26 protein-coding genes are annotated in these 23,455 nt (G+C 67.9%); 13 read left to right on the top strand and 13 right to left on the bottom strand.

Going from position 1 to position 23,455, the window contains the following annotated elements; genetic code table 11:
• Positions 1–78 precede the first annotated feature (78 nt).
• Both BMW35_RS10885 and BMW35_RS10880 read left to right on the top strand, forming a co-directional pair.
• Positions 79–1,059 (top strand): DUF5787 family protein, encoded by a 981-nt coding sequence (locus tag BMW35_RS10885; protein ID WP_089669464.1) that lies wholly within the window; start codon positions 79–81, stop codon positions 1,057–1,059.
• Between the two features lie 65 nt (positions 1,060–1,124).
• Complete coding sequence (locus tag BMW35_RS10880; RefSeq protein ID WP_089669463.1) at positions 1,125–1,478, top strand: hypothetical protein; 354 nt, start codon at positions 1,125–1,127, stop codon at positions 1,476–1,478.
• Positions 1,479–1,493: 15 nt separating this feature from the next.
• On the opposite strand, the gene BMW35_RS10875 is transcribed toward BMW35_RS10880, so the two are convergent.
• Both BMW35_RS10875 and BMW35_RS10870 read right to left on the bottom strand, forming a co-directional pair.
• Positions 1,494–2,315, bottom strand: a complete 822-nt coding sequence (locus BMW35_RS10875) for an MBL fold metallo-hydrolase (RefSeq protein WP_089669462.1) — start codon at positions 2,313–2,315, stop codon at positions 1,494–1,496.
• Positions 2,312–3,628 (bottom strand): ATP-binding protein, encoded by a 1,317-nt coding sequence (locus BMW35_RS10870; protein ID WP_089669461.1) that lies wholly within the window; start codon positions 3,626–3,628, stop codon positions 2,312–2,314. The genes BMW35_RS10875 and BMW35_RS10870 overlap by 4 nt, the downstream gene beginning before the upstream one ends.
• A 426-nt stretch (positions 3,629–4,054) precedes the next feature.
• Here BMW35_RS10870 and BMW35_RS15380 point away from each other — a divergent pair, with 426 nt between their 5' ends.
• Entirely contained in the window at positions 4,055–4,522 is a 468-nt protein-coding gene (locus BMW35_RS15380) for a hypothetical protein (RefSeq protein ID WP_143052192.1), read from the top strand.
• Between the two features lie 251 nt (positions 4,523–4,773).
• On the opposite strand, the gene BMW35_RS10865 is transcribed toward BMW35_RS15380, so the two are convergent.
• Positions 4,774–6,468: a flippase activity-associated protein Agl23 gene (locus tag BMW35_RS10865; protein ID WP_089669460.1), complete on the bottom strand. Its 1,695-nt coding sequence runs from the start codon at positions 6,466–6,468 to the stop codon at positions 4,774–4,776.
• 157 nt (positions 6,469–6,625) lie between these two features.
• Between BMW35_RS10865 and BMW35_RS10860 the strand changes: the two genes are divergently transcribed.
• The 3 genes from BMW35_RS10860 to BMW35_RS10850 all read left to right on the top strand — a co-directional run bounded on the left by BMW35_RS10860 (position 6,626) and on the right by BMW35_RS10850 (position 9,264).
• Complete coding sequence (locus BMW35_RS10860) at positions 6,626–7,768, top strand: thiolase family protein (RefSeq protein ID WP_089669459.1); 1,143 nt, start codon at positions 6,626–6,628, stop codon at positions 7,766–7,768.
• A 238-nt stretch (positions 7,769–8,006) separates the two neighbouring features.
• Complete coding sequence (locus BMW35_RS10855; RefSeq protein ID WP_089669458.1) at positions 8,007–8,780, top strand: glycosyltransferase; 774 nt, start codon at positions 8,007–8,009, stop codon at positions 8,778–8,780.
• Positions 8,773–9,264, top strand: a complete 492-nt coding sequence (locus tag BMW35_RS10850) for a GtrA family protein (RefSeq protein ID WP_089669457.1) — start codon at positions 8,773–8,775, stop codon at positions 9,262–9,264. The genes BMW35_RS10855 and BMW35_RS10850 overlap by 8 nt, the downstream gene beginning before the upstream one ends.
• 21 nt (positions 9,265–9,285) lie before the next feature.
• Here the strand turns inward: BMW35_RS10850 and BMW35_RS10845 are convergent, their stop codons facing one another.
• From BMW35_RS10845 to BMW35_RS10830, 4 genes are all read right to left on the bottom strand, one after another.
• Positions 9,286–11,148 (bottom strand): cation:proton antiporter domain-containing protein, encoded by a 1,863-nt coding sequence (locus BMW35_RS10845; RefSeq protein ID WP_089669456.1) that lies wholly within the window; start codon positions 11,146–11,148, stop codon positions 9,286–9,288.
• Positions 11,149–11,230: 82 nt separating this feature from the next.
• Positions 11,231–13,168 carry an AMP-dependent synthetase/ligase gene (locus BMW35_RS10840; protein ID WP_089669455.1) on the bottom strand — a complete coding sequence of 646 codons (1,938 nt, stop codon included), beginning with the start codon at positions 13,166–13,168 and terminating at the stop codon, positions 11,231–11,233.
• An 8-nt stretch (positions 13,169–13,176) separates the two neighbouring features.
• A complete protein-coding gene (locus BMW35_RS10835; protein WP_089669454.1) occupies positions 13,177–14,088 on the bottom strand; it encodes an MBL fold metallo-hydrolase in 912 nt (303 codons plus the stop codon).
• Between the two features lie 119 nt (positions 14,089–14,207).
• The gene (locus BMW35_RS10830; protein WP_089669453.1) at positions 14,208–14,579 is read right to left on the bottom strand and encodes a hypothetical protein; all 372 of its coding nucleotides are present in this window, start codon (positions 14,577–14,579) and stop codon (positions 14,208–14,210) included.
• Positions 14,580–14,714: 135 nt separating this feature from the next.
• On the opposite strand from BMW35_RS10830, the gene serS reads away from it, so the two are divergent.
• Together serS and BMW35_RS10820 are read left to right on the top strand one after the other, a co-directional pair.
• A complete protein-coding gene (gene serS / locus BMW35_RS10825; RefSeq protein WP_089669452.1) occupies positions 14,715–16,097 on the top strand; it encodes a serine--tRNA ligase in 1,383 nt (460 codons plus the stop codon).
• Between the two features lie 283 nt (positions 16,098–16,380).
• Positions 16,381–17,349 (top strand): TIGR03557 family F420-dependent LLM class oxidoreductase, encoded by a 969-nt coding sequence (locus BMW35_RS10820; RefSeq protein WP_089669451.1) that lies wholly within the window; start codon positions 16,381–16,383, stop codon positions 17,347–17,349.
• Here BMW35_RS10820 and BMW35_RS10815 read toward each other — a convergent pair.
• On the bottom strand, positions 17,301–17,660 hold the full coding sequence (locus tag BMW35_RS10815; protein ID WP_089669450.1) for a nuclear transport factor 2 family protein: 360 nt from the start codon (positions 17,658–17,660) through the stop codon (positions 17,301–17,303). The genes BMW35_RS10820 and BMW35_RS10815 overlap by 49 nt on opposite strands.
• A 106-nt stretch (positions 17,661–17,766) precedes the next feature.
• Here BMW35_RS10815 and BMW35_RS10810 point away from each other — a divergent pair, with 106 nt between their 5' ends.
• Together BMW35_RS10810 and BMW35_RS10805 are read left to right on the top strand one after the other, a co-directional pair.
• Entirely contained in the window at positions 17,767–18,264 is a 498-nt protein-coding gene (locus BMW35_RS10810; RefSeq protein ID WP_089669449.1) for a DUF367 family protein, read from the top strand.
• Between the two features lie 55 nt (positions 18,265–18,319).
• Positions 18,320–18,463, top strand: a complete 144-nt coding sequence (locus BMW35_RS10805) for a 50S ribosomal protein L40e (protein WP_089669448.1) — start codon at positions 18,320–18,322, stop codon at positions 18,461–18,463.
• Positions 18,464–18,517: 54 nt separating this feature from the next.
• Here the strand turns inward: BMW35_RS10805 and BMW35_RS10800 are convergent, their stop codons facing one another.
• The 3 genes from BMW35_RS10800 to BMW35_RS10790 are packed head-to-tail and all read right to left on the bottom strand — an operon-like array spanning position 18,518 to position 20,164.
• A complete protein-coding gene (locus BMW35_RS10800) occupies positions 18,518–18,967 on the bottom strand; it encodes an NUDIX domain-containing protein (RefSeq protein WP_089669447.1) in 450 nt (149 codons plus the stop codon).
• Positions 18,964–19,497, bottom strand: a complete 534-nt coding sequence (locus tag BMW35_RS10795; protein ID WP_089669446.1) for a GNAT family N-acetyltransferase — start codon at positions 19,495–19,497, stop codon at positions 18,964–18,966. The genes BMW35_RS10800 and BMW35_RS10795 overlap by 4 nt, the downstream gene beginning before the upstream one ends.
• A gap of 55 nt (positions 19,498–19,552) precedes the next feature.
• Positions 19,553–20,164 carry an MBL fold metallo-hydrolase gene (locus BMW35_RS10790; protein WP_089669445.1) on the bottom strand — a complete coding sequence of 204 codons (612 nt, stop codon included), beginning with the start codon at positions 20,162–20,164 and terminating at the stop codon, positions 19,553–19,555.
• A 76-nt stretch (positions 20,165–20,240) separates the two neighbouring features.
• Here BMW35_RS10790 and BMW35_RS10785 point away from each other — a divergent pair, with 76 nt between their 5' ends.
• Genes BMW35_RS10785 through BMW35_RS10775 form a run of 3 tightly spaced genes read left to right on the top strand, consistent with a single transcriptional unit; the run spans position 20,241 to position 21,613 of the window.
• A complete protein-coding gene (locus tag BMW35_RS10785; RefSeq protein ID WP_089670414.1) occupies positions 20,241–20,423 on the top strand; it encodes a DUF5786 family protein in 183 nt (60 codons plus the stop codon).
• Positions 20,424–20,427: 4 nt separating this feature from the next.
• The gene (locus tag BMW35_RS10780; protein ID WP_089669444.1) at positions 20,428–21,000 is read left to right on the top strand and encodes an endonuclease dU; all 573 of its coding nucleotides are present in this window, start codon (positions 20,428–20,430) and stop codon (positions 20,998–21,000) included.
• 25 nt (positions 21,001–21,025) lie between these two features.
• A complete protein-coding gene (locus BMW35_RS10775; protein WP_089669443.1) occupies positions 21,026–21,613 on the top strand; it encodes a uracil-DNA glycosylase in 588 nt (195 codons plus the stop codon).
• Here the strand turns inward: BMW35_RS10775 and BMW35_RS10770 are convergent.
• The gene (locus BMW35_RS10770; protein ID WP_089669442.1) at positions 21,610–22,623 is read right to left on the bottom strand and encodes a PhnE/PtxC family ABC transporter permease; all 1,014 of its coding nucleotides are present in this window, start codon (positions 22,621–22,623) and stop codon (positions 21,610–21,612) included. The two genes, BMW35_RS10775 and BMW35_RS10770, sit on opposite strands and share 4 nt — an antisense overlap.
• A complete protein-coding gene (gene phnC / locus BMW35_RS10765) occupies positions 22,620–23,432 on the bottom strand; it encodes a phosphonate ABC transporter ATP-binding protein (RefSeq protein ID WP_089669441.1) in 813 nt (270 codons plus the stop codon). Before phnC ends, BMW35_RS10770 begins: the two co-directional genes overlap by 4 nt.
• Positions 23,433–23,455: the final 23 nt, after the last annotated feature.

Genomic DNA, 23,455 nt, shown 5'->3' with positions numbered 1-23,455 from the left:
AGAGCCGCTGCCGGCCCCCGGCGGCAGCGTACTGTGGCTGCCGACGATTTAACCGCACAGCCCGCCTACGGCAGTCCAGTGCGAGAGTACGCGTTCGAACTGCGGCTGTGCGCTCACCTCGAGACAGCGGATGTGCCGGGCGTCGGCGACGCCAGCGTCGTGTCTCGCCAGCTCGGGACGAGCGTACACGCCTCCGGGGGCCGCATCGTCGACACCGTCTGCGTGCTCCCGGGCCCGGAGTTCGGCGACCGCGTGGCGCTCACCAGCGACACCGTCCCGCCCGCAGTCCTCGATACGGACGTACCCATCGGCGAGTACGAGCGCGTGACCCGGGTCTTCGACGGACCGCCGGAGCGCGCGCGGTCGCTGGCCGACGCCGGGGCCAAGACGGGGTTCCTTGACGTGACGCGCCGAGACGGCCAGCAGGTCGTCCGGCAGACCACGCGCTACCCCGACTGGGTGGGCGGCCTGATCGGCGTGGAGAACAAGCCCGACCTCGGGCGGCCCGGCGACCTCGAACGCCAGATGCGCCACGACGCGAGCCTCGGGGTCCTCGACTACGCCGTCGTGGCGACCGAGAGCCACGTGACGCGCGCCCACCTGAACCGACTCCCCGACGACGTGGGAGTGTGGCGCGTGGACTTCGATCGGGAGGACCCAGTCGAGGTGATTCGCGCCCCCGAACGGCTCGACTCGACTGGTCCGGGACTGGAGGTGCTGGACGAACACGCGGCGCGCACCGACGTCCGGCCGGTGACGGCCGGCGAGAAGGCCCGCCAGCGCCGCCGCGTCGTCGAGCGCGCCTACGGGAAGGGCTGGCGGACGTTCGACCTGCCGGCCTGCGCTCGCGTGTCCACGGGCGACGGCGACACCCCGCTCCCGTGCTGCGAGCACTTCGGGCGCGTCGTCGACCCAGCCAGCGAGTGCGGCGACGAGTGCCCGGGCTTCGAGGCCGCCGACGCGCCCGACGTTGACCTCGACGCCGAGCGCGAGCGCAGGACGCCCTGGGAGCGCGACGCGGGCGGCCGGCGGCGGCAGGCCGGCCTCGACCAGTTCTGAGTCGCGCCTCGCAGCCGGTGTGAGCGCGACCGACGTTTGAAGTCGGCAGAGCCGTAGTGACGCGTATGAGTCGCGTTCGCCGCCGCGCCGCGGCAGTGCTGAGTGGGCTCGCCGCGGCCGCGGCAGCGGTGCTCCTCGACACGCCGCCGACGGCCGCAGTCGCGATTCCAGCGCTGTACGCCGGCGCTGGCTACTACGTGGCTGCCCACCCCGACGTGGTCTGGGGGCGCGAGCGGTCGCGACCCGACTGGACCGCGGGCGCACTGGGCGGCGGCCTCACGTTCGGGCTGCTCGGCCTCGCGAACGCGGACGCGCCGCCGTGGCTGCTGCTGTTCGGATTCGGGTTCGTCGTGTTCGGCTTCGCGACGGGCGTCGCGTACGGCCGAGAGAGTCGCGAGACGGGCGACGCCACAGCGTGAGAGGGCGGCCGCCAGTCAGAGTCGGAACGTCTCGCCGTCGACCGCGATTTCGTCGGCGAAGGCTTCGTCTTCCGGGTAGTAGTGGGCGGCGTGGACGACCTTCGTTTCGTCGGCGTCGAGGTCGTCGCCGAGCGCGAGCGCGCCCTCCCGGGTCATGTGTTTCGTGCCGAACGTCCGCGGAACGCCGTCGCTGTCGAGGTGCCGGCCGCCCTTCGGGTGGTAGTCCGCGAGGCTCGCGGGGACGATGCCGTCCGCGAGCAGGAGGTCTGGGTCTCGCATCGCGTCCAGAGACGCCTCGGGGATGTCGTAGGTGGTGTCCCCCGAGAGGGCGAGTGTCGCGCCGTCTCGCTCTATCACGACGCCGTAACAGACCAGCGGCGGGTGGTCGACGGGGACGAGCGTGACCTCGAAGCCCGCCGCCTCGAACGGTTCGAGCGGCGAGACGGGGTGGGTGTCCAGCGGAGCGAGGTAGTCGTACTTCGACGCGACGGTGTCCGCGACAGACTCGCCGGTCACCGGGTCTGTCTCGTCGGCGGCGTACACGGGGAGGTCGTCGAACAGCCGGTAGGCGTTCCCGAGGCCGTCGAGGTGGTCGAAGTGGATGTGGGTCACGATGCCGGCGTCCGGGAGGTGGGCGTCGTCCTCGCGGAGGAACTGGTGCCGGAAGTCGGGGCTGAAGTCCACGAGCAGCGCGTCTCCCGATGCCTCGTCCTCGACGTGGACGGAGAAGCGGGTGCGTTCGACGCCGCGGTCGCGGGCGGCCCGGCAGGTGTCGCAGTCGCAGTCCGGCGTCGGCGTGCCGGTCGTGTCGCCCGTGCCGAGCAGCGTCACCCTCATTCGGGCGTCGGGTGGTCGTGGTCCGCGTGGTCGTGGCCGTCGTGATCCTCGTCGAGCGCGTCCTCCAGCGTGTCGAGGTTCCGGAGGTGGTCGCGGTCCTCGAAGTCCTCGATGGCGGCCATGAGGTCGTCCTGGGTGAGTTCGGTGCGGTCCTCCACGAGCGCGTCGAGGACGGCCTCCCGCAGCACCAGCCGGAGGTCGCTGCCGGTCAGCCCGTCCGTCTCGGCGGCAATCTCCGCGGGTTCGAAGTCCGCGACGTCGACCTCGCTGGTGACGAGCGAGATGATGTCCGCGCGCATCTGCTCGTCCGGCCGCGGGAACGAGAGAATCTCGTCGAAGCGCCGCCACGCCGCGGCGTCCAGTTCGTCCGGGTGGTTGGTCGCGCCGATGAGCAACACGTCGTCGTTGACGAGGCTGACCTCGTCGATGCTCTTCAGGAGCGTGTTGACGGCGCGCTTGATGGCGTTGTGCTCGTCACCGGTCCGCGTCGTGGCGACGAAGTCGAACTCGTCCATGAAGAGGATACAGGGCGAGAGGCGCTTCGCCACCTCGAAGACCTTCTCGACGTTCTTCGCCGTCTCGCCGAGGTACTGGCTCGTGATCATCGAGAGCTTGACTTCGACGAACGGCAGGTCGAGCTGGTGGGCGAGCCCGCGAGCGGTCGACGTTTTCCCCGTGCCCGGCGGGCCGACGAACAGCAGCTTCCCGATTTCGCTGAGCCCGATGGTCGCGAGGTAGTCGCGGTGCTCGATGGCCTTCGCCACCTTCGACATCTCCTCCTCCTGCTCCTCCGTGAGCACGATGTCGTCGAGGGTCACTTCGATTTCGGCGGGCGACCGCACCTCCACGAGGTCCAGCATCTCCTCGTCGTCCTCGTCGAAGTACTCCTCCAGCAGGCCGTCGATCCACTGCGGGTCGGCCTGCACGGAGCGGTTCGCGTCCCGCGCGGCCTCGTAGTCGACGCCGAACTCGTCGCCGAAGACGAACGCCAGCACGGGGTTGTCGCGGACGCGGTCGGCGTCGGCGCGCTCGACGTACCAGTCGATGGCCATGTCGTCGTCCACCAGCGAGACGTTCCCGGCGAACGCGTCCCGGTCGGTGAACATGAGCCCGGAGACGGCGTCCCACGGGTTGTCGACGCCGGTCGCTTCGCGGGTCGCGTCTTCGGTGGTCTGTGGCGGCCGGGGGACGCCGTCGTCTCCCCAGAGCGCGCTCCGATGCGCCGGCGGCAGGTCGTTCTCGTCTAAGTCCTGGTGGCGGTCGTAGACGCGAGCCGTCAACAGGAACTCCACGACGTCGAGAGCCTCGGTCACTACCCAAGAACTACCGCCCCGGGCGGTTTAAGAGCGTCGCAGTCCGTCTGCGAACGGGAGTACGTTAGTATTGGGGATTTTGAACACGCTGGCAGAGCCTATCGGGCGTATCAGGGTGGACGAGACCAGCCACCGAGAGAGGAATCGGTACACGCTGAACACGGAGACGCTTGAGGGCCGATACATCTGAGGGTGGGCGGACGCGGAAGTCTGGATAGTTGAGGGATCAGACCGCTCGGCCCTCAGCGACGGCTAGAGCCACGCCCGAGCGTAGATTATCGGCTTGGCCGTCAGCGGGGTGCTTCCGTATCAGCTCGTCACATTGCACCTCTGCTGCCGGTCCTCCGGGGTACCGGCCTCTGATGACCGACCGTGCGGAATCAGCTAACCGGAAAACGCCTGAACAACCACAGAAAACAGTTTACCGTGGAGACAGATATTTTAATTATGCAGAGTCGAAGAAAGTTCCTGTCCGGTGTCGGTACAGGCCTTGCCGGCCTTTCAGGATTCACTCTCTGGTCCGCCAGAAAAAACAACCCTCGTTCAGAAGGAACAGTGCTCCTCCAGTTCATCAATCGTTCCGGTGAAAACGCGAAAATAGCAGCAACCCTCAACTCAACCACTTCTAGGGCCAGCATTTCGCGAAATAGCGCTCTGGCTTCGGGTGAACGTAACCACTTCCATACCCAGATAAACTCTGGTGAGCGGTATAAAATCGAAGCAACCGCAGAGATATCTGATGAAGAAGCATCTATTCAGACCGAAGGAATGCCAGACACAGCCAGCGTCAGCTTCGAGAAGTCACCCGTTGAACAGACTACAACTCTTCACAACGAAGATAGAATCATCGTTCGACTTTCCTCTGACTTGAAACTAGATCTAGATGTTGAATAACGGGGGACTGGTTTGCAGGAGAAAGAAAGAACCGACTAGTTCATCTCGTAACTGCCAAAGTCCGGAGTGAGGTTGTTTGCGAGAGCATATCCTGCGGCCCCGTCACTGTACTGACCATCTTTCGTAGAGAAATCGGCTCTTTGCATTCCGGCAGCGAAGAACCAATACTGCCCGTTAGATCGGTCCAGTGCGAACCGTAGTGCGCCGAGTCGTGATTGGCGACCAATCGAATCACGGGACGGATGGCCCAGCTACGACGGTGCGACGTAGAACACGAGCGGCTGGCTGTGCTGGTAGCCCTGGTGGACGACGCGGTCGTACCCTCGGGCTTCGAGCCCCTCGCGAATCGGCTCCTCGTCGTCTTCGAGCGTGACGACGACGGGTGAGTTCGAGTCCGCGACCGCGCCGGCGTCGGTGGTGCTGGAGACGTTCGCGTCGTAGGTCTCCAGATACCACGGCAGCGGCAGGCGGTCGAACCAGCCCTCGTACCCGCCGCCAGTGTCGTTCTGGTCGTCGTAGTCGTCGATGCGGAGCGTGGGCGTCCCGCCCGCCGCCTCCTCGGCGTTGTAGAACTCCTCGCCGTAGAACAGGACGTCGACGCCCTCGTTTGCGGCGGCGCGCTCCTCGATGTCGGCGAGCGTCCCCTGCATCTGTCCGGACGGCTGGGCGTACTGCACGAGCGGATTGTTCGGCCCCTGCGCGTTCGCGTACGTGGTCTGTGCGGCTACAGCGCCGGTGCCGACCGCGGCGACCACCAGCACGGCGGCGGCGAGGCGCGCCCTCGTCGGGCGGTCGAGTTCGACCCCGCTCAGCCCGTACCGCACGACGACGCCGACGCCGACCGCAGCCGGAATCGCGAGCGGGACGAGCGCGTTCACGGCGGTCCAGGGCGCGGCGATGTCGGAGACGGCGGGGTAGCCGAACACGGAGAACGCCCCCCAGTAGAACGCGAACGCGACGATCGCTCGCGGTCGGTCGCCGGTGTACCGGTCGTGGAGGAACCCGAGGAGCGCCGCGACGGTGAGCGCGGACGCGCCCGCGAGTAGGACTTCGAGGTCGTGTTTCAGGAAGGCGATGTAGGAGTGCTCTTTCGTACTCGTCGACCCCCAGAGCCCGACGAACTCGTCGTAGGTGCCGAACGTCGCCGCGCGCAGTACGCCGCCGGCGAGGTCGGGGTTCGCGAGGATGCGGTAGAGCTCCGGTTTCGGCGCGTAGAACGCGACGACGACGGCAGCCACCTGAACGGCGACGAGGGTGAGAGCGAGTTTGTACCGCCACGCGACACGGAGCACGCGGCGCAGGTGGCTTCGTGCGGTGTCGAACCGGCTCTCCTCCTCGTCGGCCTCCGCGAGCACCATCCGGCCGTCGAACACCAGCGCGAGCGCGCCCAGCCAGCACACGGGGTACAGCAGGCTGTTCTCCTTCGTGGTGAACGCCAGCGCGAACGGGAGCGCGCCGGCGTAGAGGTACCGCGTCTTCCCGGTGTCGATGGCGCGCACGAACAGGCCGAGCGCGACGAACGTGAACGCGGCGAGCAGCAGGTCGTTGCGCATGAACCGCGAGTAGTACAGCAGGACGGGGTTCGCCGCGAGGAACACCCCGAGCGCGACAACCTCGACGTCGGTGAGGTGCTCGCGGTAGAGCCACGCCGCCAGCGGCAGCAGGCTGCCGACGAGCGCGACCACCAGCCGCATCGCGAAGTCCGATGGCCCGAGGAGGTCGAAGACGACGCCGTTGACGTGCGGGAGAAACGGGCCGTGGATGATGGCGCGGTACTCCCAGCCCCCGACGTCCATGTAGTGGAGAATCCAGCTTGCGACGCGGGCTTCGTCCTGGTGGGCGACTCGCCAGCCGAGCGCCCACAGCCGCGCTGCGAGCCCGGCGGCGGCGACCGCGAGGAGGGCGGCAGCGACGCGGACCGACGCGCCGTCGCGGCTCCGTGACATACCACGCGGTTGCGGAGACGGTACTAAACGCTTTCTGGAACGCAGTGCGGCCGCGAGCCGAGCGCCGCAACCGGGGAGTCTGACGGCCCGAGTAAACGGCTGGTGGTGTGCGGCCGGTTGTCGGAGGTTTAAGGACTGTCGTCCGCACGCTACTGGTATGGCAGATACCACCACTCCAGTCATCGCGGCGGCCTACCGAACCCCCCAGGGCAAGGAGGACGGCGTGTACGCGGACACCCGCAGCGAGGACCTCTCGGTCGCGCTCATCGACCACATCCTCGACGAGACCGGCCTGACGAGCGACCACGTCGACGACCTCCAGTGGGGCGTCGCTCAGCAGCGCAGCGAACAGGACAACAACGTCGCGCGCGTCATCGCCCTGCTCTCGGAGCTCGGTGAGGACGTGCCGGCCGCGTCCATCAATCGCTGGTGTGCGTCCTCGATGGAGGCCATCATGCGGTCGGCGGACTCGATTCGCGCCGGTCAGCGCGACGCCATCATCGCGGGCGGCGTGGAGAACATGAGCCGCGTGCCGATGGACGGCAACTCCTACGAGCACCTCCACCCCGGGCTCGCCGAGCACTACAACATCCCTCAGCTCCAGATGGGGATGACCGCCGAGGAGGTCGCACAGCGCCACGACATCTCCCGTGAGACGCAAGACGAGTACGCGCTCCAGAGCCAGCAGCGCGCCGCCGCGGCGACCGACGAGGGCCGCTTCGACGACCAAATTGTCCCCATCGAGACCGACGACGGCCTCGTCGAGGAGGACGAGGGTATCCGCCGCGACACCACGATGGAGGCGCTCGGCCAGCTCCCGACCGTGTTCAAGAGCGACGGCTCCGTCACCCCGGGCAACGCCAGCCAGATTTCGGACGGTGCGGCCGCGACGCTCGTCACGAGCGAGTCGTTCGCCGAGGACCACGGCCTCGACATCCTCGCGTACGTCGGCGACCACAACGTCGCGGGCGTCGACCCCGAAGTGATGGGCATCGGCCCGGTGCCCGCCACCCGGGGCCTGCTCGACCGCACCGGCGACTCCATCGAGGACTTCGACCTCGTGGAGCTGAACGAGGCGTTCGCGTCCCAGACGGTCTACTCCCGTGACGAGCTCGGCATCGACAACGAGAAGTTCAACGTCAACGGCGGCGCAATCGCGCTCGGCCACCCGCTCGGCGCGAGCGGCGCGCGCCTCCCCGTGACGCTCGTCCACGAGATGAACGAGCGGAACGTCGACAAGGGCCTCGCGACGCTCTGTGTCGGCTTCGGGCAGGGCGCGGCGATCACGTTCGAACGGTAAGCCGCCGACCGCGCCGCGGGCGCGGGTACCGAGGACCCCCGTAGTGGGGTCCGACGGTGCTTTTGGCCGAGCTTTTGCCGAGCCGAGCGGCGACGCCGCTCGCGCAGCGCAAAAGGTCGTCGTGGCAGGGCGCGGCGATCACGTTCGAGCGGTAAGCCACCGGCCGCGCCGCAGGCTGCGGCCACCGCCCGGTGAGAAACCACGAAACTGATACCGGCCCCCCGATTCTCTAGGGACGATGGACTCCGTCGGCATCGTCGTCCCCGCCTACGACCCCGACGTGGAGCGACTCGTCGGTTACCTCGACGACCTCCGGGAGACGCTCGACCCGGCCGAGCTGCACGTCGAGTTGGATGCTGCCAGCGCCGGGGTCGCCGACCGTATTCGAGACGCGGGCGCGACGGTCGCCGAGAGCGCCGGTCGCCGCGGCAAGGGAGCCGCAATCACGGCCGGCTTCGAGGCACTCGACACGGACGTGCTGGCGTTCGCGGACGCCGACGGCGCGACGCCAGCGGGCTCGCTGGCTGATGTCGTCGCCCGCGTGGCAGACGGCAGCGCGGACCTCGCCGTCGGGTCGCGACGGCACCCCGACAGCGACGTGAAGAGCCACCAGACCGTCGTCCGCCGGCTGCTCGGCGACGGGTTCGCGTGGCTCGCTGGCACGCTCCTCACCGTGGACCTCTACGACTACCAGTGCGGCGCGAAGGCACTCACGACCGGCGCGTGGGAGCGCGTACGCAGTCACCTCCACGAGGCCGGGTTCGCGTGGGACGTGGAACTGGTCGCCGTCGCTGGCGCGCTCGGCTGCCGGGTCGCCGAGGTCCCAATCTCGTGGGAGGACCAGCCCGGGTCGACGGTGTCGGCCGTCCGCACGCCGTTCCGGCTGCTCGGGTCGCTGCTGCGGGCGCGCCACCGCGCGAAACGCCTCGGGGACAGCACACTGCACGCCGCCATCGCGGACCGCCGCGACGGTGAACCGGCGCTCGTCGAGGAGCCGACGGACCATGAGTAGGCTCGACGGCAGTCTGGACCGCGTCCGGGCAGCGGTGCCGGCGCGCTTCGAGGCGCTGGTCTCCGGTGTGCGATTCGGGCAGTTCGTCTCCGTCGGCGTCGTGGGTGCCGCCTTCGACGTGACGACGCTCCTCGTCCTGACCGAGTTCGCGGGGCTGTCCGCGGCCGTCGCGAACGTCGCCAGCATCGAGACGGCCATCCTCGTGATGTTCACCGTCAACGAACACTGGACGTTCGCCGACGAAGGCGGCGACGACGGCCGGTCGCTCGGCAGACGGCTCCTCCGCTCGCACGTCGTCCGCGCTGGCGGGTCGACGCTCCAGTACCTCCTGTTCGTCGGCGTGTTCTACAGCGTCTCCGTCGAGCTAGCAGTCGCCGGTGTCGACCTCTGGCTGGTCCTGGTGAAAGGCGGCGCAATCGCCGTGGCGATGCTCGTCAACTACGTCTTCGAGAGCATCTTCACGTGGCAGGTCCACCGCGAGTGAACGGACGGGGCGACGCCGGGGTTACGCCTCGGCGTGACACCAGTCGAGCGCGTTCCTGACGGCGTCTTTCCGGCCGAGGAACGTCAAGTGGTCGCCCTCCTGAAGCGTGAAGTCGGCGTCCGGCACCCTGTTGTCGCCGTCGCGACCGACGAGCGCGATGATGACGCCAGCGGGCAGGTCCTCGTCGAGTTCGTCGATGGTCAGGCCGACGAGGTCCTCCGAGGTCACTTCAACCTCCTGGACGTCGCCCGAGCGCCCGATTTCGGTCATCCAGTTGGAGAGCGCGGGCCGCTCGATGATGTTGTCGATGCCCCACGCGGTCGCGAGCGACGAGGAGACGGTTCGGACACCGAGGTCCTCGAACGCGTCGACGTTGTCGGGGTTGTTCGCGCGAGCGATGATGGTGTCCACGTCGAACTTCGAGTCCGCGAGCTGGGCGACCAGGAGGTTCACGTCGTCGTCGCCGGTCGACGCGACCAGTATCTTGGCGTTCTCCGCGCCCGCCGACCGGAGTTCGTCGGTGTCGGTTCCGTCGCCCTTGTGGACGGCGTACCCTTCGTTCCGCGCTCGTTCGACTGCCGGTTCACGGTTCTCTACGATGACGACGTTCTCACCGCGGTCTTCGAGGCGCTCTGCGAGCGCGCGACCGACGGTGCCGCCGCCGACGATGATGACACGCATTGGTATGACGTCGAGTGCTTGCGCGATGTGTCTGGCGAATCCTCCCTCCACGACGACGGTCAGGAGGATGGTGAGGAAGACGGTACCGACGAGGAGGTTCGCGGCCTCGTTCATCCCGATTGTCTGGAGCTCCGCGGCGAACAGCGTCGCGACGGACGCCGGGATGATGCCGCGCGGACCGACCGCGCTCATGAACGCGCGCTCGGAGCGCTCGTACCGGCCGCCGGCCGTGGACGCGAACACCGCAATCGGTCGCACGATGGCGGCCGCGACTACGGCCACGGCGAGTCCCGCGAACCCGAGGTCGAGCAGCGTCTCGAAGGATAGCAGGGCGGCCAGCCCGATGAAGACAAAGGACAGGACGACGAGCGTCACGTCGCCTTTGAACGCCTCTATCTCCTCCTCGTAGGGGAGATTCGCGTTTCCGAGCACGACGCCCGCGGTGGCGACGGCGGCGATGCCGGCCTCGCTGTAGAGGGTGTCCGCGGCACCGTACGCGACGAGCGCGCCGGCGAGGACGACCAGCCGCGCGTTCTGGGGGGCGTTCCCCCGTGAGAGGTCGACGTACCGGAGGAGGTACCAGACGGCACCGGTGACGATGAGGCCGATGAGGACGCCGGTGCCGAGCCGAGTGATGAAGTCCCGGACGATGACGTCGCTCGACCGGTTGGGGTCCACGACGACCTCGAAGACGACGATGGCGAGGATGGCCGCCGTGACGTCGTTGACGACCCCCTCGGTCTCGAGGGCGGCACCGACGCGGTCCCGGACCGGGACGACGTTCAGAATCGGTGTGATGACCGTCGGACCGGTCGCGACCAGGAGGCTCCCGATGAGGAACGCGACCCCCCAGTCGGCGTTCAACAGGACGCGGACGGCGAGCGCCGTCCCGACGAGTGCGATGGCCGCACCGACTGTGACGAGCCGGAGCCACGCTCCCGGGGCCTCCCGGAGCTTCTCCAGTTTGAGGTGGAACGCGCCCTCGAAGACGATAATCGCGACCGAGAGGCCGACGATGCCCGACAGCGTCTCGATGCCGCCGAACGACTTCAGGGTGACGACGCCCAGAACCTCGGGGCCGACGACGATGCCCGCGAGGATGAGAAACAGCACGCTGGGCACCTGCAGCCGGGCGGCGACGACCTGCGCGAGGACGCCGAGCGCGATGATTGTGGCGACCACGGGGATGATTGCGGAACTCATCTGTGGCCCTCCGGTTGTCGCATCGTAGGGACGTTACTTTCCCTCGGTATAAAGCAGCCGGGTTGCGGCGGCCTTCTCGTCGTTACTCGGCGTACATGTCGCCGACGGTGTCGGCGAACTTGTCGAGGATGTTCCGGCGCTTCTTCTTCATCGTGGGCGTCAGGAGGTCGTTGTCCTCCGTGAACTCCGTGGCGACGAGCCGGAACTGTTTGATCTGCTCGTACGTCTCGAAGTTCTCGTTGACGTCGTCGACTTCCTCCTGGATGCGGTCGTAGACGCGGTCGTCCCGGCAGACGGCGTCCGGGTCGTCGGGGATGTCGACGCCCGCCTGGTCGGCCCACTTGCGGACGCCGTCGAAGTTCGGGACGACGATAGCGGAGATGAACTTCTGGCTGTCGCCGACGACCATCGCCTGTTCGACGAGCGGGCTGGCGGCGAACGCGTCCTCGATGGGGCCGGGCGCGACGTTCTTGCCCGTCGAGAGCGTGAGCAGCTGCTTCGCGCGTTCGAGGAACTGGACATAGCCGTCCTCGCGAATCTCGACGACGTCGCCGGTTCGGAACCACTCTTTGCCCTCGTACTCGACGAACGCCTCCTCGGTGGCGTCCGGGAGGTCCCAGTAGCCGTCGAACACCTGGGGGCCGCGGGCGAGCAGTTCACCGACGTCTCCGTCGTGGCGCTCGCGCTGCTCCGGGCTGGCGACGGACTCGTCGACGACCAGTTCGGTGTCCGGGAGCGCCGGGCCGATGGTCCCGACCTGGGGGTTCTCGTAGGGATTGACCGCGAGTACGGGGCTGGTCTCCGTGAGCCCGTACCCCTCAAGAATCGGGATGTCCATGCCGTGGTAGAGCGCACAGAGGTCTGCGGACAGCGACCCGCCGCCGGAGATGAAGAAGTCGATGTTGCCGCCGAGGGCGTCTTTCACCTGGCCGAAGACGAGTTTGTCCGCGACGGTGCGTTTCGCACGCAGGGCGAGTCCGGGGTCGTCGGTCTCGTGGAAGTCGCGGCCGACGTCGGTCGCCCACTCGAAGATGCGTTCTTTGACCGGTGACTCCGAGGCCTGTTCGCGGATGGCGTCGTAGAGCTTCTCGTACACCCGGGGGACGCTGGTCGCAGTGGACGGCTCGAACAGCCCGAAGTCCTCGCGGAGCGTGTCCGGTGATTCGGCGTAACACACCTCCGCCCCGGACGCGAACAGCAGGAAGTGTCCCGCGAGCCGTTCGAGGACGTGCGCGAGCGGGAGGAAGGAGAGGTGGCGGGTCTCGTTCGTGATGGCGGGCGCGCCGCCGCGGTCGGGCCGCGGCCCGAAGCGTTTGCGGCACTGGTTGACGTTCTCCCGGAAGTTCTCGTGGCTGAGCGCGGCACCCTTCGGCTTCCCGGTGGTACCGGAGGTGTAGATGAGGCTCGCGATGTCGCCGTAGTCGCGGTCGTCGATCCAGCCCTCGTAGGTGTCGCGGTCGAACGTCTCGCGGCCGCGCTCGTAGACGTCCGACAGCGGGATGGCGTCGTCGTCCGCGACGCGGTCCATCGTGACGACGAACTCGATGTCGAGGTCGTCTTCGACCGCCCGCACTCGGTCGAGCATCTCCGCGTTCTCGACGACGACGCCGACGGCACCGCTGTCGCCGAGGAGGTGTCGCACCTGTCGGGGGCTGGAGCTGGCGTAGACGGTGGTGACGGCACCACCGGCGGCGAGTATGCCGAAGTCGGCCTGCGCCCACTCCATGCGGGTGTGCGAGAAGATGCCGACGCGGTCGCCGGCCTCGACGCCGAGGTCGCGGAAGCCGGCGGCGAGATTCCGGACGATGTCGCGGAGTTCGCCGTACGTCAGTGTCTCGAAATCGTCCGGCGGCGCGGGTTCGACGACGTCCGGTGTGAGTGTCCGCTCGTAGACGTCGCCCTTGTAGCTCTGTGCGGCGCTGTCGGCGTGCCGGGCGGCCGCCGTCTCGAACGTGCGTGGGAGTGTCTGCCGAGCGATGGTGTCGTCCGTGTACTCGGACTCGGCTTCGCTGAAGGTCATGGCCCCTACTACGCACCCCTGTTCTTAAGGTAATGGAGAACTCCACGAACGTTCATCGCAGTTTCCGCCTCGGCCTTGTGCTCGCCCCAGACGTACTGCACCTCGGTCGTCGCGGAGAAGTGGTCGATGGCGGCCTCCTCGCTGCCGCGCTCGACGACTTCGGCTTCCACGGCCTCGACCCAGTCCCGCAGCACCTGCTCGTACTGCTTCAGCACCGCGTCCGTGTCGTCCGGGCCGGGGCCGAAGTGCGCGTACAGCAGCGTGTCGGGGTCCAGCCGGCGGAGCAGTTCCGCGTCGTCGATGCACTGTTCGAGGTCGAAGTTCGGCGGCGGACTCGTCTCCCGCACCCGGTCCTGTTCGGGAATCCAGATGCCGGCCGCGTCGGCCGTGAACACGGCGTCACAGGAGTGGTCCTCGAAGACGACCTGGTGGGGGGCGTGGCCGGGCGCGTGGTGGGCCGTCAGCTCCCGGCTCCCCAGGTCCACCGTGTCGCCGTCGGTGAGTTCGACGATTCGGTCCTCGGGGACGGGCTCCGGCTCGACGTAGTACTGCCACTGGTCGCCGACCGCTTCCTTCGTCCCCTCGACGAGCCGGCCGGGGTCGACGAGGTGGCGCGCTCCGACCTCGTGGACGTAGACGTCCGCGTTCGGGCACGCCGCCGCGAGGTAGCCCGCGCCGCCGGCGTGGTCGAGGTGGACGTGGGTGACGAGAATCGCTTCGAGGTCCGAGCGCTCGATGCCCTGCTCGTCGAGGGCGTCGAGGATGCGCTCGTGGTTCGTGCCGATGCCCGTGTCCACGATGGCGGGGCGGTCGGCGTCGATGACGTACACCGAACCGTACTCGGCCGTGTCGTACATGCCGGTGTCCACGTAGGAGACACCGGGGCAGGACTCGACGTCGAAGACGTCGCCAGGACTCATACACGAACGGGGGACGGCCGCCGGGAAAAGCGTTCGTGTGCCAGCACAGCGGCGGTCGAACCGACACGCTGCGCGGACGCAGCACCCGAGACGAGCCGGCGCGAGCGGCGGCGGCCGCGTTACTCGGCTGCCAGCGCCAGCGCTTCGTCGAGGGTCGACGCCGTCTCGACGTCGACGCCCTCGATGCTCCCGATTTCGCTCGTCATCGCGTGGCCCTTGATGCCCTCGGAGACCGCGATCCAGGTGTGGATGTCGTGGTCGACGCCGACTGTCGCCGCCTCCTTGGCCTTCCCGAAGACGTCGCTGCTCAGCGGTGAGTCCATCCGCAGCACGGAGATGTGGGTGTCGACGTCCGGGTCGGCAGCCAGCCGCTCGAACTCCTCGTTGACGGCCGCGAACACGGCCTCGTCGGTCGAGATGTCGGCCGCGAAGTCCGCGACCAGTGCGTTGTCTTCGACGTACACGTCCCAGTTGTCTCTGTCGGCAGTCATACCCTTCAGGAGGGGGCAGGTCGTAAAAAGGGTCTCGCTGTGGGCAACTAGCGCCCGTGCCGCCGGACCGCGGCGTGACTGCGTCACAGGGATGCGATACGTTCTTGCCCGGGCCCGGCGAACCGACGAGCAAGAATGCTGTCCCGACAGTTCGTCCGCGAGCACCCCGACGACGTGCGGGACGCCCTCGACAAGAAGGGCGTCGACGCGGACCTCGACCGGATTCTGGAGGTCGACGAGGAGTGGCGCGAACTCAAAGCGCGCGGCGACGAGCTGCGCCACGAGCGCAACGAGGTGTCCTCGAAGATCGGCGAGCTGAAGCAAGCCGGCGAGGAGGCGGAAGCCCAGGACGCTATCGAGCGCTCGCAGGAACTCAAGGACGAACTGGAGACCGTCGAGGCCCGCGCCGACGAACTGGAGGCCGAACTCGAGGAACGGCTCCTGACGCTTCCGATGGTGCCCGACGACGACGTGCCGGTCGGGGCCAGCGAGGACGAGAACGTGGAGCGCCGCCGCGAGGGTTTCGACGACCTCCGCGACCTCCCCGACTCGGTCGTCCCGCACTACGACCTCGGTGAGGAGATGGACATTCTCGACTTCGAGCGCGGCGCGAAGGTCTCGGGCGGCGGCTTCTACTTCGCGAAGGGAGCCGGTGCCCGCCTCGAACACGCGCTCGTCCAGTTCATGCTGGAGGTCCACCGCGAGCAGGGCTACGAGGACGTCTTCCCGCCGATTCCCGTGAACTCGCAGTCGATGGAGGGCACCGGCCAGTTCCCGAAGTTCGTCGAGGACGCCTACCGAATCGGTGGCGAGAACGACGCGGAGTACGCCGACGACGACCTCTGGCTGCTGCCGACGGCGGAGGTCCCGGTGACCAACATGTACCGCGACGAGATTCTGCTGGACGACGACCTCCCGCTGAAACACCAGGCGTACTCGCCGAACTTCCGCCGGGAGGCCGGTGAGCACGGCACCGAGACCCGGGGCATCGTGCGCGTCCACCAGTTCAACAAGGTCGAGCTCGTGAACTTCGTGCGCCCCGAGGACTCCGAGGAGCGCTTCCACGGGCTCGTCGACGAGGCCGAAGAGGTACTGCGCCGCCTCGACCTCCCGTACCGAATTCTGGAGATGTGTACGGGCGACCTCGGGTTCACGCAGGCGAAGAAGTACGACATCGAGGTGTGGGCTCCCGGCGACGACATGGACGATGGCCCCGAGGAGGGCGGCCGCTGGCTCGAAGTCTCGTCGGTGTCGAACTTCGAGGACTTCCAGGCGCGCCGTGCTGGCATCCGGTACCGGCCGGAGCGACACGAGTCGGCCGAACACCTCCACACTCTGAACGGGTCGGGCGTCGCGGTGCCCCGCGTGCTCGTCGCTATTCTGGAGTACTACCAGAACGAGGACGGCACCGTCGACGTGCCCGAGCCCCTCCAGCCGTACATGAACGGCCAAGAGGTCATCGAGGGGTCGCGGAAGGTCGGGGAGTCGGCGCTCGGGGACGGGGAACGCGAGGCCTGAACGGCGCGGTTCGGAGCGAGTGCGTGGGTCGGAGCAAGTGAGACCCACGGGACGGCGAACGGGGAGCGAAGCGAGCCGTGAGCCGAGCGTAGCGAGCGAGAACCGCGGGAGTGGCGAGCGGCGAACGACGCGAGCCGCGAGCGAAGTGAAGGCCTCGGACTGCGCGAACGGAGAGTGCGTGGCCGCGTCAGTTCGACGAACGCAACTAATCTGAAACTACGCTCTTTCCGGTCGCGGCCGAACTGTCGCGGTGATGAGACGAACACCGCGGAGGTGGTGCTGAGTGGTGGCACTCGGGTACACGCTCTCCAGCGAGGAGCATCCTCCGAACGACCTGGTGGAACACGCCGCGCTGGCGGAGGACGCGGGCTTCGACTTCCTCGGCATCTCGGACCACTTCCACCCGTGGACGACCACGCAGGGCGAGAGCGCGTTCGTGTGGTCGACGCTCGGCGGTGTCGCCCACGCCACCGACGACATCCCGGTCGGCGTCGGCGTGACCTGCCCAATCCTGCGGTACCACCCGGCGACTGTCGCGCAGGCGGCGGCCACTGTCGCTGACATGCTGCCGGGGCGGTTCGCGCTCGGCGTCGGGACGGGCGAACTCCTGAACGAGCACGTCCTCGGCGACCACTGGCCCGAGCACGCGGTCCGCCTGGAGATGCTCGAAGAGGCCGTCGATGTCATCCGGAGCCTCTGGACGGGCGAGCAGGTGAACCACCACGGCGAGCACTACACCGTCCAGAACGCGCGGCTGTTCACGCTCCCCGAGGAGACGCCACCCATTCAGGTCTCGGCGTACGGCGAGCGCGCGGCGAGGACCGCGGCGGACATCGGTGACGGCTTCTGGTGCGTCGGCCCCCAGGACACCGTCGAGACGTGGGAGGAGGCGGGCGGCGAAGGCCCGCGGTACACCCAGTTGCAGATGTGTTACGCCGAGACCGAGCAGGAAGCCGTCGAGACGGCCCACGAGTGGTGGCCGAACGACGCGCTCCCCGGAGAGTTGAGCGCGCAGCTGCCGACGCCGGTCCACTTCGAACAGGCCTGCGAACTGGTCTCGGAGGCGGACATCGCCGAGGGCGGCATGGTCACGAGTCCAGACCCCGAGGACCACGTCGAGAGCATCCGAGAGGCCGTCGACGCGGGCTACGACCACGTCTACGTCCACCAGGTCGGCCCGAACCAGGCCGAGTTCGTGGCGTTCTACGAGGACGAGGTGTTCCCGGCCCTCGCGGACGCCGGGCTGGTGTAAGTCCTCAGGTGCTGGACGACGCCCGTCGAGACGTCGAAGACGTCGACGAACGCGAAAATCTCGCCGTCGGCGTCGAGCAGGCGGCCGCGGGCGGCCACACCGTTCCGGCCCTCGTAGACGGCGTCGAGGACGTGTGCGGTGTCGGTCTGCGGGCGGTCGTCGCGCATGAAGGCGACGAACTCCTCGCGGCCCGAGAGCGTGCGGTCGGGGCGGACGTGCTCAAACTCGGGCGCGAGCACCTCTCGGAGGGCGTCGTAGTCGCCGTCGTCGATGGCGTCGTAGTAGGCCTGCACGAGGCCGTCGGCGTGCATGCGCGGACAAAGTGGCCGCCGCGTCAAGAAAGCGCGGCTCGCCACTGCGGACGCGGCGACGCGAGCGAGTGGCTTTTGCCGGCTGGCAGTCAACGAAGAGTGAATCGTGGACCTGCACGTGCGCTACGAGGGCGACGACGACCCCGAGAAGTGTACGGCGCGGAAGCTCGCGCGCTTCGACGTGGTCGACCTCCACCACACCGCCCGGGAGACGCCGTACGGGGTCGTGTTGAATCCGCACGCCGAGCAGGCGCTGTCGCCGGCCGACGACACCTCGGTCCTCGTGGCGCTGGACTGCTCGTGGGAGACGGCGGGTAAAGCGATGTTCGAGCTGGACGGCGAGCACCGCGCGCTCCCGTTCCTCGTCGCCGCGAACCCCGTGAACTACGGGCAGCCGTTCCAGTTGAACACGGCCGAGGCGTTCGCCGGCGCGCTCGCCATCCTCGGCCACCGGGAGCGCGCCGAAGCGGTGCTCTCGAAGTTCACGTGGGGCCACACCTTCCTCGAACTGAACGAGGAGCCGCTCCGGCGGTACGCCGACTGCGAGGACTCCAGCGAAGTCGTGGCGGTCCAGCAGGAGTACCTGGACGCCGGCGAGGGCTGACGCGGCGTGACCCCGTTCCGAACCGCTTAAACGCGGTGGTGCCGAACCCGGGTGCATGAGCCAGACCATCGAGGACCGACTGCTGGGGAAGCAGATCTGCATGCGGTGCAACGCACGGAACCCGAAGGACACCGAGAGCTGCCGGAAGTGCGGCTACAAGAACCTCCGTCCGAAGGCCCTCGAGCGGCGTTCGACGTAGACGCACCTCGTTTTCCAGTCGCTCGACGCCGGGCAGCGGCAGCACCGGGGTCAGTCACGTGACTTCGACGCCGTCGCCGTCGAGCGCGTGGACGACCCAGTCGTCGCTGGGTTCGAGGTCGTTCGGGTAGTCGCCGACCGCGAAGAAGTCGACGGCCGTCGTCTCGTCCCCGTCCGGTTCCGGGTCGCCGTCGACCCACTCGCAGCGGAAGACGTGCGCGAGGAACTGTTTTCGGCCGTCCGGGGTGTCGAAGACCTGGGTCGCGGGGTCGGTGTAGACGCCGGTGAGTTCGGGGCCGGTGACGACGAGTCCGGCCTCCTCGCGGACCTCGCGGACGACGGCCTCGCGGACCGACTCTCCGGGGTCGACGCGCCCCATCGGGAGCGTCCACCGGTCGCGTTTCTCGTCGCGAACGAGACAGACGCGACCCTCGCCGTCGAGAACGACCGCGACGACAGCGGGCACGAGGTCGAGGGGCTGTGACGCCCCGGTCGGCGTCGTCATCCGTCCCACTCGGACTCCAGGACGCTGTAGTAGTGGAGGTCTCGGTAGGACCCGTCGACGTACACCGCGTCGCGGTGGGTGCCGTCGAGGTCGAAGCCGAGTTTCTCCCAGACGCGCATCGAGGCCTCGTTACCCTCGAAGACGCAGGCGACGACGCGGTGCCGGCGGTGCTGGTCGAAGGCGTACGTGGTGGCGAGCCGGCCGGCCTCGGTGCCGTAGCCCTCGCCCCAGTACGCCTCTGCGAGGAAGATTCCGAGTTCGGCGCTGCCGTTCACGTCGTCGACGCCGTGGACGCCGATGGTGCCGACGGGGTCGCCGTCGACGGCGAGGACGAAGTTCACGTTCCCGTCGTCGTCGCTGGCCTGTTCCTCGTACCACTCGCGTTCCTGGCGCGCCGTGGTCGGCGTGCGGCCGCCGATGGTCGGCCAGACGGCGGGGTCGTTGACGGTGTCCCGGAGGAAGTCGAGGTCGTCCTCCTCGACCGGGCAGAGGTCGACGGTGTCGCCGGAGACGAACGGGCGGCCGGGCATGGCTGGTAGTTCGCCGCCCGCCGAATAAGGGTTGTCGTGGTGTGGCAGGCCCTGGCTACTCGTCGGGGTACTTCGGTTCGCGGCGCTCGGCGCGCTCCAGAGCGCGCTCGACGACCGCGCGGACATCGCCCTCGAAGACGCTGCCGTGGCCGGCGTAGAACCCCGAGACTGAGTCCGGCATGCGAGCGAGCAGCTCTCGAATGCTCCCGACGAGGCGTTCGCGGGACTGACCGGGCATGTCCGTCCGACCGAAGCTACCGTCGTCGAACGCGCCGTCGTCGTGGACCACGACGTCACCGGAGAACAGCGCGCTCTCGGTGACCAGAGAGACGTGGTCGGGGGCGTGCCCGGGCGTGAACACGACCTCGGCGGTCTCGTCGCCCACCGGGAGTGTATCGCCGTCGGCGAGTTCGTGGGTCCGACGCGGGTGATCGGCGAACGCGTACACGTCCGGGTCGAAGGCCTCGACGACGGTGTCGAGTTGCTGGACGTGGTCGCCGTGCTGGTGCGTGAGCACCACCTGGTCGACGCCGTCGGTGTGCTCTCGGACCTCGTCGACGACGCCCTCGTACGCGCCGGCGTCCACGAGTGTCGTGGTCTCGCCGAGCGCGAGGAAGGCGTTGCAGGTGAACGATTCCGCGCCGCTGGTGACGACTTCGACGTCCATGTGACCGAACAGGCGCGTTCGGTACCTAAACCCGGCGAGGAATTTTAGTAATCCAACCACCTACGCTCAGGTGGTCATGGGCTTCGGGAGCTACGACGAATCCGAACAGGACAACCAGTCCATCGACTCCGACGACCTCGACGCCGACGACGGCGTAGACACGGCCGAATACGAACACGACGGGGGCGTGGACTACGAAATCGGCGCGTCGAACGACGAACTCCTGGACCGCCTCCAGGACATCAAAGACGAGTCGTAGCGTCGTGAAACCCGGGACGCGCGCGCTCGGCGTCGCCGTCTCCGGGGGTGGCGACCGCGCGACGGTCGCTGGCGCAGTGGTGCGCGCGACCCGGGTCGTCGACGGATTCTCGTTTACTTCGTGTACGGTCGGCGGGCTCGACAGCACCGCGGCCGTCGTGGACTGCTACGAGCGCCTCGGCCGCGAGGACGTTCGGTACGTCCTGCTGGCGGGCGTCGCGCCGGCCTGGTTCAACGTCGTCGACCTGCGGGCCGTCCACGACGCCGTCGACCGGCCCGTCCTCTCGGTCTCCTTCGAAGCGAGCGACGGCCTTCGCGCCCCCATCGAACGGGAGTTCTCGGGTGCGGCCCGCGACGACCGGCTCGCCGTCTACGAGGCGCTCCCCGACCGCTACAGCCTCGACGTGAACGGCGAGCGAGTGTTCGTGCGGAGCGTCGGCTGCGAGGACCCGGGTGAGATCGTCGCCGCGTTCACGCCCGAAGGCGGGCGGCCGGAGCCACTACGGGTAGCGAGGCTGGCCGCGAGAGGCGTCGAGGAGCGCGGTCCAGCTCGGGGAGCGTCCGACGACCACGCTTAACTCTGCGCGACGACGACGACGGGACATGGACGGAATGGACGGGGTGGAGGTAGAGAGCTGCACGCACTGCGAGGCGCTCGTCGACTCCCGCAGCCAGATCGTCAACGGCGACGGCCCGGCGGACGCGGACGTGGTGTTCGTCGGCGAAGCACCGGGCGCGAACGAGGACGCGGAGGGGGTGCCGTTCGTCGGCCGGAGCGGCGACGTACTCGACGGCGCGCTCCGGGACGCCGGTCTCGACCGGGCGGATGTCCGCATCACGAACTGCGTGCGCTGCCGGCCGCCGGACAACCGCGACCCGGCCAGCGAAGAACTCGTGAACTGCCGGCCGTACCTCGACCGCGAGCTCGAACTCGTCGACCCCGAGGTCGTGGTCACGCTCGGGAAGGTGCCGGGCGAACACCTCCTCGAACGGGATGTCGCCGTTACGAACGAAACCGGGAGCGTCGAACGCGTCGCGCTCGGCGGCCGAGAGCGCGACGTACTGCTGTGCCTGCACCCGGCGGCGACGCTGTACGACGCGAGTCAGAAGACGGCCTTCCGGGAGACCATCGAACGAGCGGCGACGATGGCGGGCGTCAGCGGCGGGCAGTCGAACCTCGGCGACTTCTAGGGCTGCCGGTCACTGATGCCGAGCCACTTCTTCGGGTTGAACAGGTCGCGGACGGCCTCGACGAAGCCCTTGCCGCTGTGCTCGCCGGGACGGAGGCGAGCACGGATTCGCGACGAAACGAGTTCGATGCCCAGCACGACGATGAACACCATGATGAGGCCGGCGGCGGTCTGCTGGAAGCTGAAGAGGTCCTGGCTGTTCCGAATCATCAGCCCCAAGCCGCCGGCGCCGACGACGCCGAGCGAGATAGCGATTCGGGTGTTGATCTCCAGGATGTACAGCGTCCACGCGATGAACGACCGGGAGACCTGACTGAGCATCCCGAAGCTGATTGTCTGCGTGCTCGACGCGCCCGTCGACCGGATGGCTTCGATCGGGCCTTCATCGATCTCTTCGAGGTCGTCTGTGAACAGTCGGCCCAGGTTCCCGATGCCGTCAGTTGCGATGGCGAGCACCGCGGTCATCTGACTGGGCGGTCCAATCGGGATGTAGAGGAAGATCCAGACGACGGCGGGAATCGCGCGGATGGCGCTGAGCGTCCCACGGAAGATGAAGTTGAACGGGAACGGCGTGACGCGCTCGCTCCCGAGGACACCCAGAATGAGCGCGAACGGGAACGCGAGCGCAGTGCCCATGAAGCCCAGCAGGAGCGTCACTACGCTCGCCTTCACCAGGGACTGTCGGGACGACCCGAAGCTGTCGATGATCGGCTGACCGAAGTCCCGGAAGCTCGCCGGGATGGCCTGCAGGCCACTGATACCCTGATCTTTCGTGTATATCGTGAACTTCTGGAAGTCCGGCGGAAAGAAGCCAGTCGAGATGAAGTCGTACATGGCCGGGAACCGGTCGGCGACGACGTACGCCTTGAAGCCGACGAAGCCCAGCCCCCAGTACGTGATGCCGACGACCGCAGCGAACAGCGCGAGCCAGAAGACGTACTTGAGCCGTCGGACTCGGTCGAGCGCCGCGAGCTTCTCCCGGATGCCGGAGTCGGCGGACGGCGAACTCACGTCTCGTCACCTCCGGCGGTACCTGCTTCCGTCATGTCTCTCTCCATCGGCTTCGTCTTCGGGCCGTCTGAGGATGTGTCCGACTCGGCGGTGTCGCCGTAGTAGATCCGGTCCATCTCCTCCATCGTGAGGTCGTCTGCGTCGCCGTCGAAGATGACTTCGCCGTCACGGATGCCGAGGAATCGGTCCCCGAACTCGCGGGCGATGTTCACTTGGTGGAGGCTGGTGACGGTCGTGAGGTCTTGTTTGGACGCTGCTTTCTTCAGGTAGCGCATCACGTCACGCGCGGCCTTCGGGTCGAGGCTGGCGACCGGTTCGTCGGCGAGCACAATCTTTGGCTCCTGAACGAGTGCGCGAGCAATCCCGACGCGCTGTTTCTGGCCCCCGCTCATCGACTCGGCGCGCTGACCGGCTTCGTCGAGCAGACCGACGGTCTGGAGAGCTTCCAGTGCGTTGACCTTGTCGTACTCGTCGTGCATGCCGAGGGCGCTCCGTACGAGCCCATTCCGGGAGAGCGCGCCGGACAACGCGTTTCCGAAGGCAGTCTTGCTTTCGAGGAGGTAGTGCTCTTGGAAGACCATCCCGACCTCGCTGCGGTTCTTCTTGATTTCCTGACCGCCGACGCGAGCAGTGCCTTCGGTGGGCGTCGTGAGGCCGTTCAGGACACGGAGCATCGTGGACTTCCCCGCGCCGGAGGGACCGAGGAGAATGACGAACTCGCCCTCGGGAATGGTGAAGGACACGTCGTCGAGGGCGACGGTGTCCTCGTCGTATATTTTCGTGACGTTTTCGAATTCGATGGATGGCATATGTGATGTGGGGGATTAGGCAA

The organism is Halobacterium jilantaiense (genome assembly GCF_900110535.1).
GTDB classification, from domain to species: Archaea; Halobacteriota; Halobacteria; order Halobacteriales; family Halobacteriaceae; genus Halobacterium; species Halobacterium jilantaiense.
The sequence above is the reverse complement of the archived record's forward strand: the minus strand, read 5'-3'. Positions and strand labels throughout refer to the sequence as shown.